The 15,406-nt window shown below is 71.7% G+C and carries 15 protein-coding genes; 8 read left to right on the forward strand and 7 right to left on the reverse strand.

What is annotated here, in order from left to right; all coding sequences use genetic code 11:
* Positions 1 to 113: 113 nt before the first annotated feature.
* Entirely contained in the window at positions 114 to 701 is a 588-nt protein-coding gene (locus FHX82_RS27870; RefSeq protein ID WP_229881127.1) for an aromatic-ring hydroxylase C-terminal domain-containing protein, read from the forward strand.
* Here FHX82_RS27870 and FHX82_RS27875 read toward each other — a convergent pair.
* Positions 685 to 1,281, reverse strand: a complete 597-nt coding sequence (locus FHX82_RS27875; protein WP_145933315.1) for a TetR/AcrR family transcriptional regulator — start codon at positions 1,279 to 1,281, stop codon at positions 685 to 687. The genes FHX82_RS27870 and FHX82_RS27875 overlap by 17 nt on opposite strands.
* Positions 1,282 to 1,476: 195 nt before the next feature.
* On the opposite strand from FHX82_RS27875, the gene FHX82_RS27880 reads away from it, so the two are divergent.
* Positions 1,477 to 2,502 (forward strand): MFS transporter, encoded by a 1,026-nt coding sequence (locus FHX82_RS27880; RefSeq protein ID WP_183176875.1) that lies wholly within the window; start codon positions 1,477 to 1,479, stop codon positions 2,500 to 2,502.
* A gap of 140 nt (positions 2,503 to 2,642) precedes the next feature.
* Here FHX82_RS27880 and FHX82_RS27885 read toward each other — a convergent pair whose 3' ends face one another.
* Positions 2,643 to 4,148 (reverse strand): alpha/beta hydrolase, encoded by a 1,506-nt coding sequence (locus FHX82_RS27885; protein WP_229881125.1) that lies wholly within the window; start codon positions 4,146 to 4,148, stop codon positions 2,643 to 2,645.
* 25 nt (positions 4,149 to 4,173) lie between these two features.
* Positions 4,174 to 5,211 carry an amidohydrolase family protein gene (locus FHX82_RS27890; RefSeq protein WP_145934463.1) on the reverse strand — a complete coding sequence of 346 codons (1,038 nt, stop codon included), beginning with the start codon at positions 5,209 to 5,211 and terminating at the stop codon, positions 4,174 to 4,176.
* Between the two features lie 110 nt (positions 5,212 to 5,321).
* Between FHX82_RS27890 and FHX82_RS27895 the strand changes: the two genes are divergently transcribed.
* The 4 genes from FHX82_RS27895 to FHX82_RS27910 all read left to right on the forward strand — a co-directional run bounded on the left by FHX82_RS27895 (position 5,322) and on the right by FHX82_RS27910 (position 9,176).
* Positions 5,322 to 6,197 (forward strand): LysR family transcriptional regulator, encoded by an 876-nt coding sequence (locus FHX82_RS27895; RefSeq protein WP_145934462.1) that lies wholly within the window; start codon positions 5,322 to 5,324, stop codon positions 6,195 to 6,197.
* Positions 6,198 to 6,335: 138 nt separating this feature from the next.
* Positions 6,336 to 6,878, forward strand: a complete 543-nt coding sequence (locus FHX82_RS27900) for a DUF3455 domain-containing protein (protein WP_145934461.1) — start codon at positions 6,336 to 6,338, stop codon at positions 6,876 to 6,878.
* A 74-nt stretch (positions 6,879 to 6,952) separates the two neighbouring features.
* Positions 6,953 to 8,146, forward strand: coding sequence for an amidohydrolase family protein (locus FHX82_RS27905; protein WP_145934460.1), 1,194 nt, complete (start codon positions 6,953 to 6,955; stop codon positions 8,144 to 8,146).
* 103 nt (positions 8,147 to 8,249) lie between these two features.
* Positions 8,250 to 9,176, forward strand: coding sequence for an aminoglycoside phosphotransferase family protein (locus FHX82_RS27910; RefSeq protein ID WP_145934459.1), 927 nt, complete (start codon positions 8,250 to 8,252; stop codon positions 9,174 to 9,176).
* A gap of 29 nt (positions 9,177 to 9,205) precedes the next feature.
* Here FHX82_RS27910 and FHX82_RS27915 read toward each other — a convergent pair whose 3' ends face one another.
* The 3 genes from FHX82_RS27915 to FHX82_RS27925 are packed head-to-tail and all read right to left on the reverse strand — an operon-like array spanning position 9,206 to position 12,190.
* Positions 9,206 to 9,970: a crotonase/enoyl-CoA hydratase family protein gene (locus FHX82_RS27915; RefSeq protein ID WP_145934458.1), complete on the reverse strand. Its 765-nt coding sequence runs from the start codon at positions 9,968 to 9,970 to the stop codon at positions 9,206 to 9,208.
* Positions 9,967 to 11,136, reverse strand: a complete 1,170-nt coding sequence (locus tag FHX82_RS27920; protein WP_145934457.1) for an acyl-CoA dehydrogenase family protein — start codon at positions 11,134 to 11,136, stop codon at positions 9,967 to 9,969. Before FHX82_RS27920 ends, FHX82_RS27915 begins: the two co-directional genes overlap by 4 nt.
* Before the next feature lies 1 nt (position 11,137).
* Entirely contained in the window at positions 11,138 to 12,190 is a 1,053-nt protein-coding gene (locus tag FHX82_RS27925) for a 2,3-butanediol dehydrogenase (protein WP_221216629.1), read from the reverse strand.
* A 116-nt stretch (positions 12,191 to 12,306) separates the two neighbouring features.
* Between FHX82_RS27925 and FHX82_RS27930 the strand changes: the two genes are divergently transcribed.
* The gene (locus FHX82_RS27930; RefSeq protein WP_145934455.1) at positions 12,307 to 14,277 is read left to right on the forward strand and encodes an alpha-ketoacid dehydrogenase subunit alpha/beta; all 1,971 of its coding nucleotides are present in this window, start codon (positions 12,307 to 12,309) and stop codon (positions 14,275 to 14,277) included.
* A 5-nt stretch (positions 14,278 to 14,282) separates the two neighbouring features.
* Here the strand turns inward: FHX82_RS27930 and FHX82_RS27935 are convergent, their stop codons facing one another.
* Entirely contained in the window at positions 14,283 to 14,942 is a 660-nt protein-coding gene (locus tag FHX82_RS27935; RefSeq protein ID WP_145934454.1) for a TetR/AcrR family transcriptional regulator, read from the reverse strand.
* A gap of 232 nt (positions 14,943 to 15,174) precedes the next feature.
* Between FHX82_RS27935 and FHX82_RS27940 the strand changes: the two genes are divergently transcribed.
* Positions 15,175 to 15,402 (forward strand): hypothetical protein, encoded by a 228-nt coding sequence (locus tag FHX82_RS27940; protein ID WP_145934453.1) that lies wholly within the window; start codon positions 15,175 to 15,177, stop codon positions 15,400 to 15,402.
* The last annotated feature ends 4 nt before the right edge of the window (positions 15,403 to 15,406 follow it).

Raw genomic sequence — 15,406 nt, forward strand, 5'->3', positions numbered from 1 at the left:
TCGGGCGTGGAGCAGACGACCGGCGCGGACGAGCCGGTACGTCCGCGGTCGGCCGGGCACTTCGCCCGGTCGGCGCGCGGGTGCTCGACTGGTCGCGCGCCCAGGTGGCGGTCATGCGGCCGGACCCGCACTCCCGGGCGATCCAGGCCGTGGTGCGTGACCTGCTGGCAACCCGTGACGGCACCACGTACGTCTTCGAGCGCACGTCGGGTATCTCGCTTCGCTACGACCTCGGCGACGAGCAGCCGCTGGTCGGCCGCAACGCACCGGACTTCCACCTGGCTGACGGCACGCGCCTCGGCGAGCTGATGCGGGACGGCCGCGGCGTCGCCCTCGACTTCAGCGCTGACGGGTGTCTGCGCGACGTGGCGGCGCACCACGGTGACCGGATCCGGTACGCGGCCGGCCCGGCGCTGGACGACCTCGGCTTCGGCGCCGTGCTCGTCCGCCCGGACGGCATCGTCGCCTGGGCGGGCGACCGCGCTCCGGACCGTGCTTCGTTCGAAAAAGCCGTCACTCGCTGGTTTTCAAACGCCGGATCGTCCGGGCAGGGCTCGAGGGAGGTTGCGGGGCGGACGGCGGGTCAGGTCCAGCACCGCGGACGGCGCGCACCGTCCACACGAGACGGACCAGTGGGTTCCGAATGGACCCGGGCATGGTTCGGCGAGCTTCGTGGTAGGCGGATCAGGGCCGGCGCGTGACCGGCCGGACCGCTCCGGGTGCGCGGGCAGGCAGGCCGCGCAGCAGCGAATCGAGGAACAACTCGAACCGGGGCTCGCTGTGCCCGAGGTTCAGCGAGCTCTCCTGGGCGGCGAGCCAGCTGACGGTCGAGGTGGCGAAGATGTACCAGCTCTGCTCGGCCAGCTCGCCACCGACGCCGGCGGCGGTGAACGCACCGATGACCGCTTCACGAAGGCGTCCGAACGAGCCGGGGTTGTGCCGATGCGGGCGGGCCACGCGGGTCGCGTAGCCCGGCACGGCGAGGAACTCGTCGTGCATCGCCCAGGCGAGCCGGGCCAGCCAGGGACGCCATCTCGCGCCCGTCGGTTCGTCGGCGGGCAGGATACGGTCGACGACCACCTCACTGATCATGTCGAACAGGGCGTCCCGGCTGGGCACCCACCGGTACAGCGCCCCGTGCGTGACCCCCAGCCGGGCGGCCAGCTCCCGCATCGTGAGGGTGTCGAGGTTTCCGCCATCGAGCGCGGCGGCCACGATCCGCTCCCGGCTGATCTGCGCCGGTCGCCCGGGATGCCGGTGCCCGCGTGCCGAAGTGGTCATGGTGTTCATCGTAAGCACCCCCTGTCCGCACCTCCGGACGCGAATTATTGACCACTGGTTACCAGTCTCGTTAAGGTCGGTTCCACCACGACCGCGCGAGGACACGGGAGCAGGATGACGACCCGCGAAACGACACCGGACAAGGGCGCGACGGCACCGTTCGGCGCACGCCGACATCGGTTCGGATACTGGTCCGTGACGTTCGCTTTCCTGGTCCTCGTCGGCTTTTCGACGGTCCCGAGCCCGCTCTACGGCCTGTATGCCCACCGCGACGGCTTTTCGTCGTTCGTCATCACCCTCATCTACGGCGCCTACACCCTCGGAGTCGCCGCGAGCCTGTTCTTCACCGGTCATCTCTCCGATCTGCACGGCCGCCGCCCGTTGCTGCTCGCCGCCTTGGCCGCCGCCGCCACGAGCGCGGTGGTCTTCCTGAGCTGGCCCGAGTTGCCCGGCCTGTTCGTGGCCAGGGTCCTCACCGGTCTCTCGGTGGGGGTCACCGCATCCACCGCGACCGCCTACCTGACCGAACTGCACGCGGCGCACCGCCCCACAGCACCCGTCCGGCGCGCGCAACTCACCGCCTCCGCCGCGAACGTGGGCGGTCTCGGCTTCGGCGCACTCGCCGCGGGACTCCTGGCGCAGCACGCGGGCCACGCGCTCACCGTGCCCTACCTCGTGTTCCTCGCGTTGATCATCATCGCCACGGCCGCCATCCTCCTGGCCCCGGAAACCCGGTTCCGGCCCGATCCGCTGCCCGCCTACCGCCCCCAGCGCATGGCCGTCCCGCACCACTCCCGCGCCCAGTTCGCCGCCGCTCTCCTCGGTGTCGTCGTAGCGTTCGCGGTCCTGGGGATGTTCGTCGGACTGGCAGGCACCTTCCTCTCCGCCACGTTGCACCACACCTCGCTGGCACTGGCCGGTGGCACCGTCTTCCTCGTGTTCGCCGTCGGCGTCGTCGTGCTGGCGGGCACGAACACCTGGCCCATTCGACGTCTCCTCGTGCTGGGCGTCGCGCTCATGCTCGCCGGCCTGGCTCTCGTGGTCGTCGCCGCGTGGCTACCCGCGCCCAGCCTGGTCGTCTTCCTCACCGGCGGGGCCGTCATCGGCGGCGGTGGTTGCGCCGTCTTCAAAACAGCGCTCACCATCGTCGTGGGAGTCGGCGTCCTGGTAGCCACCCCAACCCTGCTGCGCTACGGCAAGACTCCGGGCCCGGAGTGGTAGGCGACGGCGACGACCGCGTTCACGTCGGGGACACCTCGATGTCTTGCAGGCAACGGAAGGCGTGCGCGGGATCGGGGTAGCTGCGGATGCGCGCGTTCGCCCCGGTCGAGCCTGGTGCCACTCCCCGGCAGGGTGGGCGGCTACGGGACGGGGACAAGGGTCCGGTTCGACAGGTCGGCCCCGGGTTGGGCGGGCAGGGGCTCCTTGGCGCAGAAGGAGTCGAACGGGGGCCGCTGTCCTCGGGTGAGGAAGTCGGTCACCGCGTCGTTGGCGCAGGTGTTCGTTCCCAGGTACACGCCGTGCCCGCCGTTGTCGACCGTGACGAGCCGGGCCCGCTGCCCGAGCGCGGCGCGCGTCTCGAGCGCTCCGGCCAGTGGGGTCGCGGGATCGCGGAGGTTCTGCACCATCAGGATGTCGGACGGGCCGCGGTCGGTGATCCGCACCTGCGGCTCGATCGGGTCGGCCGGCCAGAACGCGCACGGCCAGATGTTGGCCGCGGCCGCGCCGAACATCGGGAACCGGATCCGGTCGTGCGCGACGTCGCGCTGGTAGGTGGCGACCGATTCGGGCCAGTCGGAGTCGTTGCAGACGACGTGGAGCTGGGCGGACAGCAGGTTCTGCACGTCCGGTTCCTCGGCTGCCACCACGTTCGTGGGTGGCGTCCCCGCCTGCAATGCCTGCCACAGCTGCGCGAGGGCCGGGAAGTTCCGGTCGTTGTACAGCCCGCCGAACGTGGTGAGGCGGAACAGTTTCCCGTCCACGCCGCCGACCGGAACCTCGTCGAGCCGGTTCGCCAGCTCGAAGTACTCGGCGGTCACCGCGGCCGGGGTCGCGCCCAGCCCGTAGGTGCTGTCACGCTCGGCCGCCCACGCCGCGAAGTCGGGGAACCGATCCTGGAAGCCCAGCGCGAACCGGCGCGCGGCGGTCACGTCCAGGCCGGTGGGCCCGAGCGTGCTGTCCAGCACGACCCGGTCGGTCCGCTCCGGGAACAAGGTCGCGTAGACCGAGCCGAGGTAGGTCCCGTACGACAGACCGAAGTACGAGATCTTCGGTTCGCCGAGGGCGGCGCGGATGCGGTCCATGTCCCTGGCCGTGTTCGCAGTGGTGATGTAGGGCAGCAGGGCGGCGGTCGGTGAGGTGGCGCACCGGTGCGCCGTGTCCCGCGCCACCCGGGCCTGCTGGACGACCTCCGCCGGGGTGCGCGCGTACGGCGGAAGGTCGCTGGTCAGCCGATCGGCCGGGAGGTCACAGGTGACCGGGCTGCTGTGGCCGACACCGCGTGGATCGAAGCCGATCAGGTCGAAGGACTCACGCAGGCTCGCCGGAGCGCCGGAGCCGACCAGCGCGAGGGGCAGCGTGAGACCGGGGCCGCCCGGCCCGCCGGGGTTCATCAGCAGCACCCCCCGCCGCTTGGCCGGATCGGTGCTGGGCAGGCGGGACACGGCGATTTCGATCGTCGGCCCGGCGGGCCGGCGGTAGTCCAGCGGCACGGCGAGGGTGGCGCATTCCAACCCGTTCGCCGGGGTACCGAGGTCGGGGCACGGCCCCCACCGCAACGAATCGGAGCCCTCGGCCGCCGACGACGGACTGGACACCAGGAGAACCGCGAGGACCACAGCGGCGACGATCGAGACAGCCTTTTGCACGTCCAACCCCCTGACGTGGTTCAAGTCACCCCAGACTAGGACCAGCACCCCGTCCGAGGCCATCCCCAAGCCGAAATCCGAGCAGCTTGTCGGCGTTGCCGTGGGCGATCTTTTCTCTGTCCTCTTCGGACAGATCCGAGTCGGCGAGGAACGACACCGCGCCCTCGTTGCCGAGCATGGGGAAGTCGACGGCGTGGATGATCCGGTCCACGCCCACGGTGTCCACGCAGTAGCGCAGCTGGGCCTGGCTGAACATGCCACTGGGCGTGATGAACACGTTGTCCCGGAAGTACTCGCGAAAGGTCCGGTCCAATCCGGTCAGCCGCCGCGGCATGGCCTCGTCCAGCCGGTCGAGGTAGAACGGGATGAACTCGCCCCAGTGCCCCAGGACGAACTGCAGGTCCGGGTAGCGGTCGAGCACCCCGGCCAGCACCAGGTGCAGGAAGTGCACGGCCGTTTCCTGGTGCCAGCCCCACGCGGCCAGCCGGAAGGCCGCGGACACCGCGGGCGAGAGCCCGCCGGCGTAGTTGGCGTCGCTGACCGCCAACGGCGGCGGGGCCGGATGCAGGTAGATCGGCACGGCCAGCTCGCTCGCGGCGCGCAGGATGGGATCGAACCGGGGCTGGTCGAGGAACTCGCCGTCGGTGCGGCCCATGATCATCGTGCCGACGAAGCCCAGTTCGCCCACGCAGCGGCGCAGTTCGCCGGCGGCCGCATCGGGTACGGCCGTGGGCAGGGTGGCGAAGGCGGCGAACCGGCCCGGGTGTGCCTTGACCGCCTCGGCCACGGTGTCGTTGGCCGCCGTGGTCAGCGCCGGCGCGACATCGGCGGGCAGGAACGTGTTCAGGCAGGACAGCACCTGCGTGGTGATGCCGTTGCGGTCCATGTCGGCGATCCGGGCGGCGCCGAGGTCCGCCAGCAGGTCCAGCCGCTCCGTGTAGGGCATCCCGGCGCTCACGTCGAACACCGCCGCGTGGCCGGGCACGAGTTCGGTCATGGCCGGCGCACCGGCCGCGGACACCGCCGGGTCGGACCAGTGTTCTTCGAGCGTGACGATCCGCATCGCTACCCCTGTTCGTCCGGAAATCCTCACCTCCACCCTGGCCCTGCCGGGCGATAGGCTCCAACACTTGTTACTGATGCATCGATCAGTACTGCTGATAGGAGGCCGGGGTGGAGCTGCGGCACCTGCGCTACTTCGTCGCCGTGGCCGAGGAGGGCGGGTTCAGCCGGGCCGCCCGCCGCCTGCACGTGGTCCAGCCCACGCTGAGCATGCAGATCCGCGACCTGGAGACCGAACTGGGCGGTCCGCTGTTCGACCGGGGCACGCGGCGCACGCGGCTCACTCCGGCGGGCCGGGCGTTCCTGACCGAGGCCCGGCGGGTACTCGCCCAGGCCGAGCACGCACAGGCCGCGGCGCGGTCGGCGCTGCGCGGGGAGACCGGCAGTGTGCGGATCGGCGTGGCGGGCGCGGCGGTGTTCGGCGGGATCCTGACCGCCCGGATCCGCGCGTTCCACGAGGCCAGGCCGCTGGTCCGGATCGAACTGCGGGAGGCGGGACCCCGGACGCAGCGGGCCGCGATCCTGGCCGGAGAACTGGATGTCGGCTACAGCGCGCTCGCGGCGCCGGCCGGTGAACCCCGGCTGGCGTCGACCCCGGCCAGTTCGGTGTCGTTCCTGGTCGCGCTGCCCGCCGGGCACCCGCTGGCCGGGCACGAGACGCTGAGCGCCGGGCAGCTCACCGGCGCGGAGCTGATCGAGTACGCCACCGGCGACGACCGGGACGAGCCGGCGTTCCACGGGCTGCGCCAGTTGTGGTCTTCGCCGGCCCGGTTTCGCGCGGACAGCACGCTGAGCGTGCTCGCGCTGGTCGCGGCAGGGGTGGGCCTCGCCGTGGTCCCGGCCGGGGTGGACGGGGCGGCCGTGCCGGACGTCGTGTACCGGCCGCTCACCGAACCCGGCCTCACCGTCGGCTTCCACCTCCTGCACCGCGCCGCCGAAACCGACCCGGCGGTGACCGCCTTCCTGGCCACCGCCCAGCACGGTTGAGCGTCCACAGTGGCGGTTCCGTTCGCCGTGTCCTTGCCTGAAGGTGCACACGGCGCGCCCGAATGCCTCGGGCGGTGAGTCTCCTCCCCCGGCAGTGCCGTATCGCAGGGTGCACGAGCCGATTTCGGAGGTAACCGCATGAGAAACGCACTGCCGGTCGTCGCCCTGCTCGCCGCCGGGCTGGTGACCGCGTCCACCGCGAGCGCCGCTCCCGCCGAGCCGGCGAGCGAGCTGCCGCGGACCGTCAGCAGCACCACGACCCCGGTACCCGGCGAACTGCGCGTCCCCGACGGCCAGGACCTCGTCCTGACCGCGCGGGTCGAGCAGGGTGCCCAGGTCTACACCTGCGCCGGCGGGGCGTGGGCACTGCTGGAACCCGCCGCGGTGCTGCGTTCCGGTGGCACCGTGGTGCTGCACACCAAGGGACCGCAGTGGATCTCCCCCGCCGACGGCAGCGCCGTCACCGGCACCGCGGTGGCGAGCGTGCCCGTCACCGGCGCCGTACCGCAGCTGCTGCTCAAGTCGACCGCCAACCGCGGCACCGGGCTGTTCGGAAGCGTGGACTACATCCAGCGGCTGAACACCAACGGCGGCGTCGCGCCGGCGGGCCAGTGCACCGAGGGTGCGCTGCAGGCCGTTCCCTACTACGCCGAGTACCGCTTCTACGAGGCGTCCACTTAGGACCGCCAGCCCGCGCGGCGGCGGTCCGTTAAGATCGGACCGGTCAACGGCCGGGACGCGCGAGAAGGAGCGATGTGGAGTCGGTCTACTTCACCGGTGGCACGGTCGTGACCTGCGTGCCCGGGGCCACCGAGACCGAAGCCGTCCTGGCCGGCGCCACCGTCGAGGTCAACGGGGACGTGATCGTCGGCGTGGGCGACCTCGAAATCGCGCGCAGTGCGACCCGGCACGACCTTCGAGGCCGCTACCTGATGCCCGGGCTGTGGGACGCGCACGTCCATCTCGGCGGCCTCGTGCCGCCCCACGACGGGCTCGCGCAGGCCGCCGACCCCCGCCACCAGATGGCGCGGTGCATCGCGAAGGCACAGGACAACCTCCGGCACGGCGTCACCTCGGTCCGGTCGCTCGGCGAACAGGACGGCACGGACCTCCTCCTGCGCGACCTGATCGCCTCCGGCGTCGTCCGCGGTCCCCGCGTCTACGCCAGCGGCGACGTGCAGTGGTCCAGCCTCGAAGCGGGAGTGGACAACGTCCGGCGCCACGTCCGGGAACGCGTCTTCGCCGACGCCGACCAGATCAAACTCCTGCTCACCGGCGGCATCCCCTACCCCGGGCCGGTGACCACACTGACCATGCGCCGGGAGGAACTCGAAGCCGCCATCACCGAAGCCCACGCCTGGGACCGTCCCGTCGCGGTGCACGCCATGGGTGACGAGGCGGTCCGGATGGCGATCGAGTGCGGGGCCGACACCATCGAGCACGCTTTCGCGTGTTCGCCCGAGCTGGCGAAGATCTTCGTCCGGGACGGCCTGACCTTCTGCCCGACCCTCGTCGTCACCGCCACCTGGACCCCGGAAAGCCTTGCGGCACAAGGACTTCCGGACTGGATGGCGGCCAACGCCGAGGCGACCCGGGAAGGGCACCACGAGCTCTTCGCCGCGGTGGCCGAGCTGGGCGGAACCGTCTGCGCCGGAGTGGACAACCTGCCCCGCCGCGGCCCCCACGACCTCGGCATCGAACAAGCCGGCGAGCTGACCGGCCTCGTGCGCGAGCTGGAACTCATGGTCGGACTGGGACTGAGCACACTGGACGCCCTGCGCGCAGCCACCGTCAACGCCGCCGCCACAGTCGGCGCGGCGCACAAGGTCGGCACCATCGAAGCGGGCAGGACCGCCGACTTCCTCGTGCTGGACCAGAATCCCCTCGCCGACATCCGGGCGCTTCGAGAGGTCGCCGAGGTCTGGCAGGCAGGCGTACGGGTGCACTGAACCGCCGTCACGAGCGGGCGGGCCCACGACGCCGGTTCGCGCGTTAGTCTGTGCCACCTCAGTTCGGCCGGTGCTCACCGGATGACGCGGGGTCGTGATCGCGATGTCAGAGCTGTCCGAGGAAACCCTGCGCTGGGCGGCCGGCGCGGTGGGAGGCGGCGTCCGGGTGGCCGCTGTCGCCGGCTTGCGGGAGGACGCGAACCCGTGGCTGTTGAGGTTCGAACCGGCCGGTCGCGCCGAGGCGGCTGTGCTGCGGCTCGGCGACCCGGACGACCCGGACCATTGCCTGCGGTTCGGCACCGAGGTGGCGGCGCTGCGGATTGCCGGTGACCACCGGTTGCCCGCCGCACGGCTGATCGCCGCGGACCTCGACGGTGCCGAAGCAGGTGCGTTGGCGGTGCTGACCACGGTCCTGCCCGGCGACAGCAAGATCCCGCCGGTCGCCTCCGCCGAGCGGCTGCGCGACCTGGGGGCCGCGGCGGCCGCACTGCAGGCGGTCCCGTTGACGCCTCGGGCCGCTCTGCCGCTGCGGACCCGTTCGATAGCGGATGTGGACTTCGCGGCCCGCCGCCGCGAGAAGGGCACCACCGCGCTGCTGACGGCAGCCGAGGAACGGCTGGACCGGCTACCCGCACCCGAAGGCCCGACGGTCTTCGTCCACGGCGACCTGTGGCACGGGAACACCCTGTGGTCCGGCGACCGCTGCACCGGTCTAGTCGACTGGGACTGCGCCGGCGCCGGCTCGGCGGGAATCGACCTGGGCGGGGCGCGCTTCGACGCGGCCCTGATGTTCGGGCTCCCCGCCGCCGGCCACGTGCTCGAAGGCTGGCAGCGGGCCGCCGGGCGACGGGCGGACCGGCTCGCCTACTGGGACGTCGTGGCGGCGACCTGCACCCTGGCCGACATGGCGTTCTGCGTCCCGGTCCTGCGTGACCAGGGCCGGCCGGACCTCGACGCCGGCGTTCTGGGGGAACGCCGGGACGCCTTCCTCAGCGCCGCGCTGGCCCGGCTCGACGCCGACGAACGATAGCCGCGATCGGCTGAACCGGGCCACCGCGGTCAGGCGTCCCGCCACACCGGATCCCGCTTCTCCGCGAAAGCCCGGGCGCCTTCCCTGGCGTCCTCGGACGCGAACACCGGCCGCACCAGCTCCTCCTGCCGGTCGAAGGCCTCGTCGGCGCTCCAGCCCGGCGCGAGGCTGACGACCGCCTTGGACGCGCGCACGGCCAACGGCGCGTTGGCGATGATCCGGCGCGCGAGCGCCATCGCCGCGTCGAGAGCGCCGCCGGGCTCGGTGAGGCGGTTGACCATGCCGTGGCGGTGCGCCACCGTCGCGTCGAACGGGTCACCGGTGAGCGCGTATTCCATGGCCAGCTGGTAGGGCATGCGCGAGGGCAGCCGCAGCAGCCCGCCCGCGGCGGCCACCAGCCCGCGCTTGACCTCGGGGATGCCGAACCACGCGTTGTCCGCCGCGACGATCAGGTCGCAGGCCAGCGCGAGCTCGCACCCGCCTGCCAGCGCGTACCCCTCGACCGCGGCGATCATCGGTTTCGCCAGGCGGCGCTGCGTCAGCCCCGCCAGGCCGAGTCCCGGCAGCACGACGGTCTCACCGCGCAGGTAGGCCTTGAGGTCCATCCCCGCGCAGAACGTGCCGCCGGCGCCGGTCAGCACACCGGCGAGCAGGTCGTCGCGCTCGGCCAGCCGTTCGAGCGCCGCGTTGACGGCGGTGGCGACCGCGGCGTTCACGGCGTTGCGGGCTCGCGGCCGGTTGATGGTGATGACCAGGACCCGGTCCTGTTCCCCGACCAGCACCTCATCGCTCATCGCGGCAGCTCCCTGCCCGTGGGGACGAGGGACCGGGCGATGACGTTGCGCTGCACCTCACTCGTGCCCTCGCCGATCTCCAGGATCTTGGCATCGGCGTAGAAGCGCGAGATGGCCGACTCGCGGATGAACCCGTACCCGCCGTGGATCTGCACGCTGGCGCTGGCGGCGCGGTTGGCCACCTCGGAGGCGTAGAGCTTCGCCATGGCCGCGGCCTTGGCGAACGGGCGGCCCTGGTCGCCCAGCCACGCGGCGCGGTACACGAGCCAGCGGGCGGCCTCGACCTCGGTGGCCATGTCGGCGAGCTTGTGGCCGACGGCCTGGAACCTGTTGATCGGACGGCCGAACTGCTCGCGGTCACCCGCGTGCCGGACGGCGAGGTCGAGCGCGGCCTGCGCGAGCGACAGCGACAACGCGGCGACGCTGATCCGTCCCGCGTCCAGCACCTCCAGGAACTGCCGCAGCCCGTTGCCCTCCTCACCCAGCAGGTGGTCCTCGGGGATCCAGCAGTCGGTGAACACCAGCTCGCGGGTGTCCAGCGCGTGCCAGCCGAGTTTGCGCAGCGGCTGCCCCTTTTCGTAACCGGCGGTGCCGTCGGGGACGAAGAACGTGCCGTACCGCTTCTTGCCGTTGTCGTCGGTGCCGGTGACGGCCAGCACGGTCACGCCAAGGCTCATCTCGGTGCCGGCGTTGCTGATGAACATCTTGGTGCCGTTGAGCACCCAGCCGTCCTCGGTGCGCCGCGCCGTGGTGCGGATGCCCGCGGCGTCCGAGCCCGCGGTGGGTTCGGTGAGCCCGAACGCGCCGAGGTTCTCGCCCGTGGCGAGCGGGACGAGCCAGCGCTTCTTCTGTTCCTCGGTCCCGAACCGCGCCAGCGGCAGGGTGGCGATCGTGGAGTGGGCGTTCCACGCCGACGCCACCGACTGGTCCGCCTCGCCGAGCGCTTCCATCACGGCCACATAGGACACGAACCCCGCGTCGGCGCCGCCGTAGGACTCGTCGACGAGCATGCCCATCAGGCCCAGCTCGCCCAGCTTGCGGAACACCTGCACGGGGAAGTGGGACCGTTCGGACCATTCCGCGGCGTACGGGGCGATCTCCTTCGCCGCGAAGTCGCGGCACATCCGTTGCAGCGCAACGGTTTCCGCGGGCAGATCAAAATCCATCTCAGTGCTCCTCGGGGTCGAGCAGGATCTTCAGATGGGAACCCGAACCAAGGTCGTGGAACGCGTCGAGTCCCCGGGACAGCGGGTACACCCCGGTCAGCAGGGGCGAGGGGTCGAACCGGGCCGCGGCGACCAGGTCGAGCACGCGGGGGATGTCGAAGTTGTAGCCGAGCGTGCCGAGCACGGTCCGCTCGAACGGCACGATCTGCTTCAGCGGCAACGACGCGGCGCCACCGCTGATTCCGGCGAGCACCGCCCGGCCGCCCCGGCGGACCGTGGACACCGCGAGCTCGGCGAGTTCGGGCCGTCCGGTGGCCTCCACGACGACGTCCGGCCCGATCCGCCCGGTGCGCAGGAACACCTCGCGCCGCACGTCGGTGACGGCCGGGTCGAAGACCTCGGTCGCCCCGATTTCGGCGGCCCGCTTGGCCCGCTCGGGGGCGGGTTCGCTGACGTAGATGCCGGCCGCACCGGCGAGTTCGAGCGCCATCAGCACCGCGATGCCGATCGGGCCCGCGCCGAGGAGCAGGACGTTGTCACCCGGCTGCACGCCCGCCCGGCGCACGGCGTGCAGTCCCACGGCGAGTGGCTCGGCCAGTGCCGCGAGCTGGTCGCTCACCCCGTCCGGGACCGGGACGAGCCCGTAGGCGGGCACGGTGACCAGCGGGGCGAAGGCGCCCGGCGAGGCGAGGCCGACGGAGCCGCCCTTCGCGCAGATGTGGTACTCGCCGTGGCGGCACCAACGGCAGGTGCCGCAGCGCAGACAGGGGTCCACGGCCACTCTGGTGCCGGGTTCGATGCCCGGCACCGGGGAGCCGAGCGCGACGACCCGGCCGCTGAACTCGTGGCCGAGGGTCACCGGCGGGCGCAGTCCGGTCAGCGGGTGGGGTTCCGTCCTGATCAGGTTCGGCCCGTGGGTGTGCTCGTGCAGGTCGGTACCGCAGATGCCCGCGTACGTGACCGCCACCAGCGCTTCGCCGGGGCCGGGATCGGACGGCTCGGGCACCTCGTCCAGTCGTAGATCACCCCGGCCGTGCCACCGCAAGGCTCGCATCCGACCCACCTTCGCGTCAGAGTTGTTTTTTCGAACAATCGGTACAAGAATCGTGGTTCCCCGCCAGATGTCAAGGGGGCGGGCCGAAACCCCAGCAGGACAAGGGCGAGATCGAGATGACTTCCACCCAGGCGAGCGACGTCGGCGCCGACGTTGTGGCACAAACCGAGATGTACCGGCGGATGCGGCTGATCCGCCAGTTCGAGGACCGCGCCTCACGGCTCTACCGCGTCAACCGGATCCCCGGGTTCCTCCACCTGTCGATCGGCCAGGAGGCCACGGCCGTGGGCGCCTGCTGGCCGCTCGACGACCGGGACGTGGTCACCTCCACCCATCGCGGCCACGGCCACTGCATCGCCAAGGGGCTCGACGTCACCGGCATGTTCGCCGAGCTGATGGGGCGCAGCACCGGGACGTGCCGCGGCCGAGGCGGTTCGATGCACATCGCCGATCCGCGCAAGGGAATCTTCGGCGCCAACGGCATCGTGGCGGCCGGCCTGCCGATCGCGGCCGGCGCGGCGACGGCGGCGCAGCTGCGCGGCCGCGGCGGCGTGGTCGTCGCCTTCTTCGGCGACGGCGCGGTGGCGCAGGGCATGTTCCACGAAGCGGTGAACCTGGCCGCGGTCTGGCAGCTGCCGATCGTGTTCCTCTGCGAGAACAACCACTACGCCGAGTTCTCCGCGGCCAAGGACCAGCACCGCGCGACGCTGGCCGACCGCGCCCGCGGGTACGGAATCGACTTCGCCCACGTCGACGGCAACGATGTGGTCGCGGTGGCGAACACCGTGGGCGACCTGGTGCGCGGCCTGCGGGCGGGCGCGGGACCGGTGCTGGTGGAGGCCGAAACCTACCGCTGGCACGGGCACTACGAGGGCGACCCGGAGCGCTACCGCGAGCCGGCCGAACTCACGGAGTGGAAGACGCGCGACCCGTTGACGGTGCTCGCCGCCCGGCTGGACCCGGACCGGGTTGCCGAGATCGACCGCGAGGTCGACGCGGTGATCGACGCCGCGGTCGAGCAGGCGCAGGCCGCGGACGAGCCGGCACCGGAGACCCTGCACCATTTCGTGGGCGTGCCCCGCGAGCCGGTCCCGGAGCCGCCCGAACCGGACGGCGAGGTCTTCCGCACCATGGACGCCGTCCGGGAGGCGCTCGAACACGAGCTGGCGGCCGACGAGGACGTGTTCCTGGCCGGGATCGACGTCGGCGCGGGCGGCAACGTCTTCGGTCTCACGCGCGGGCTCGCGCAGGCCTATCCGGGCCGCGTGCGGGACACCCCGATCTCGGAGAGCGCCATCATCGGTGCGGGCGTGGGGTCCGCCATGGCCGGGCTGCGCCCCGTGGTGGAGCTGATGTACTTCGACTTCCTCGGCGTGTGCCTGGACCAGCTGATGAACCAGGCCGCGAAGCTGCGGTTCATGACCGGCGGTGCGGTGACCATGCCGCTGGTGGTGCGCACCCAGTTCGGCGCGGGCAAGTCGTCGGGCAGCCAGCACTCCCAGAGCCTGGAGGCGATGCTCGCGCACATCCCCGGGCTCACCGTGGTGATGCCCTCGACCCCGGCGGACACCTACGGCCTGCTGCGGGCCGCCATCCGCGATCCGAACCCGGTGGTGTTCGTGGAGAACCGGCTGCTCTACGGGCGCAAGGGCCCACGGCCGCACCCCGGCCACCTGGTGCCGCTGGGCAAGGCGGCGATCCGGCGCGAGGGCACCGACGTGACGCTGGTGTCGTACTCGAAGCTGGTACACGACTGTGCCGCGGTGGCCGAGGACCTCGCGCGGGACGGGATCAGCGTCGAGGTGATCGACCTGCGCACGATCGCGCCGCTGGACACCGAGACGGTGCTGCGGTCACTGGCCAAGACCGGCAGGCTGGTGATCGCGCACCAGGCGGTGGAGCCTTTCGGGGTCGGCGCGGAACTGGCCGCCGTCGCGGCCTCGCGCGGGTTCTGGACGCTCGACGCGCCGGTCCTGCGGGTCGGCGCCGCCCACACCCCCGCGCCCTACGCGCCGTCGCTGGAGCGCGAGTGGCTCCCGGACCGGGAGCGGATCGCCGCCGCCGTGCGGAAGTCCGTGCTCGGCTGACGCGGTCAGCCCTGCTCGCGCTCCCGGAACCGCCGCACCCGCTCGTCGAGGTCGCCGGCGTCGTAGGACGGGCTGCGGAAGCCGGAGATCAGCGTGGCGCAGTACTCCCGGGACAGGAACTCCGCGTCCCACTCACCGCCGGGTTTGGCCCACTGGTAGGTGTGGTTGTGCATGTTGAGGAACTGCAGCATCGCCAGCCGCGCGTCCATCTTGCGGAACGCACCCGACTCCATCGCCTCCACGAGCAGCTCCCGCACGATCTTTTCGAACTCGTGCCGCTGGCGGAGCAGCCGGGTGCGGTTCGCGCCACGCAGGTGCCGGTAGTCGTGTTCGTAGACCCAGATGTGGTCCAGCCGCGCCAGAATGAGCTCCAGCAGGGTCTGGGACAGCAGGCGCAGGCGCAGGACCGGGTCCTCGTCCAGGGCCGCGATCCGCCGGGCGGCCGTCAGCAACGGGTTCAGGACGCGGTTCTGGATCTCGACGAGCAGGTTCTCCTTGGACCCGATGTAGTAGTACAACGCGCCCTTGGCCAGGCCGGCGACCTGACCGATCTCGGCGATCCCGGTGGCCGCGTAACCCTGCTTGGCGAACAGTCGCGCCGCCTGGTCGATGATCTCCTGCCGCTTGATCTCGTAACCCGGCCCGTGCCCTGGTGGTCTTGGCATGGCTCCAGAGCCTATTCCGCTTGCGCCTCGTCGCGCGCCGACCCGCACGGAACGTCCACACCGATCGCACGAACCTCACCCGGTCCGGGCTTGTCAGGCTCCGGCACGCGCCTTAGAGTGCTTCCCGTCACCGTTTCGTAGACCGACTGGTACACGAAACAAATCCACCGGCAGCACACTGGAGTGATGGCCCGTGAGTGATGTGAAGTCCCCTGCTCCGCAAGGCCTTTCCGTGCCGCGGGAGGAAGTTTCCGAAGAGGACCTGCGCGCACTGGGTGTGGACCTCGCCCGCGACTTCCCCGGCAGCACCGCCGCCGACTTCCGGCGCTACCCGGTGTTGTCCGAAGGCGGCTGGTTCGTCGTCGTGAAACACCAGAAGACGCTCGAGTCGGTCGCCCGCGAGCCGGGCCCGCTGCTCGGCCCGATCGTGCTGGCCTCCGACGGCCTCGACGTGAACTGAGAGA

The organism is Amycolatopsis bartoniae (assembly GCF_014191255.1).
In the GTDB taxonomy this organism is placed as follows: Bacteria; Actinomycetota; Actinomycetes; order Mycobacteriales; family Pseudonocardiaceae; genus Amycolatopsis_E; species Amycolatopsis_E bartoniae.

Coding starts and splice junctions, on each gene's coding strand:
- FHX82_RS27930 (WP_145934455.1), top strand. CDS start 12,307: ATGACTTCCACCCAGGCGAGCGACGTCGGCGCCGACGTTGTGGCACAA.
- FHX82_RS27875 (WP_145933315.1), bottom strand. CDS start 1,281: ATGACCACTTCGGCACGCGGGCACCGGCATCCCGGGCGACCGGCGCAG.
- FHX82_RS27915 (WP_145934458.1), bottom strand. CDS start 9,970: ATGAGCGATGAGGTGCTGGTCGGGGAACAGGACCGGGTCCTGGTCATC.
- FHX82_RS27935 (WP_145934454.1), bottom strand. CDS start 14,942: ATGCCAAGACCACCAGGGCACGGGCCGGGTTACGAGATCAAGCGGCAG.
- FHX82_RS27870 (WP_229881127.1), top strand. CDS start 114: ATGCGGCCGGACCCGCACTCCCGGGCGATCCAGGCCGTGGTGCGTGAC.
- FHX82_RS27920 (WP_145934457.1), bottom strand. CDS start 11,136: ATGGATTTTGATCTGCCCGCGGAAACCGTTGCGCTGCAACGGATGTGC.
- FHX82_RS27925 (WP_221216629.1), bottom strand. CDS start 12,190: ATGCGAGCCTTGCGGTGGCACGGCCGGGGTGATCTACGACTGGACGAG.
- FHX82_RS27890 (WP_145934463.1), bottom strand. CDS start 5,211: ATGCGGATCGTCACGCTCGAAGAACACTGGTCCGACCCGGCGGTGTCC.
- FHX82_RS27910 (WP_145934459.1), top strand. CDS start 8,250: ATGTCAGAGCTGTCCGAGGAAACCCTGCGCTGGGCGGCCGGCGCGGTG.
- FHX82_RS27900 (WP_145934461.1), top strand. CDS start 6,336: ATGAGAAACGCACTGCCGGTCGTCGCCCTGCTCGCCGCCGGGCTGGTG.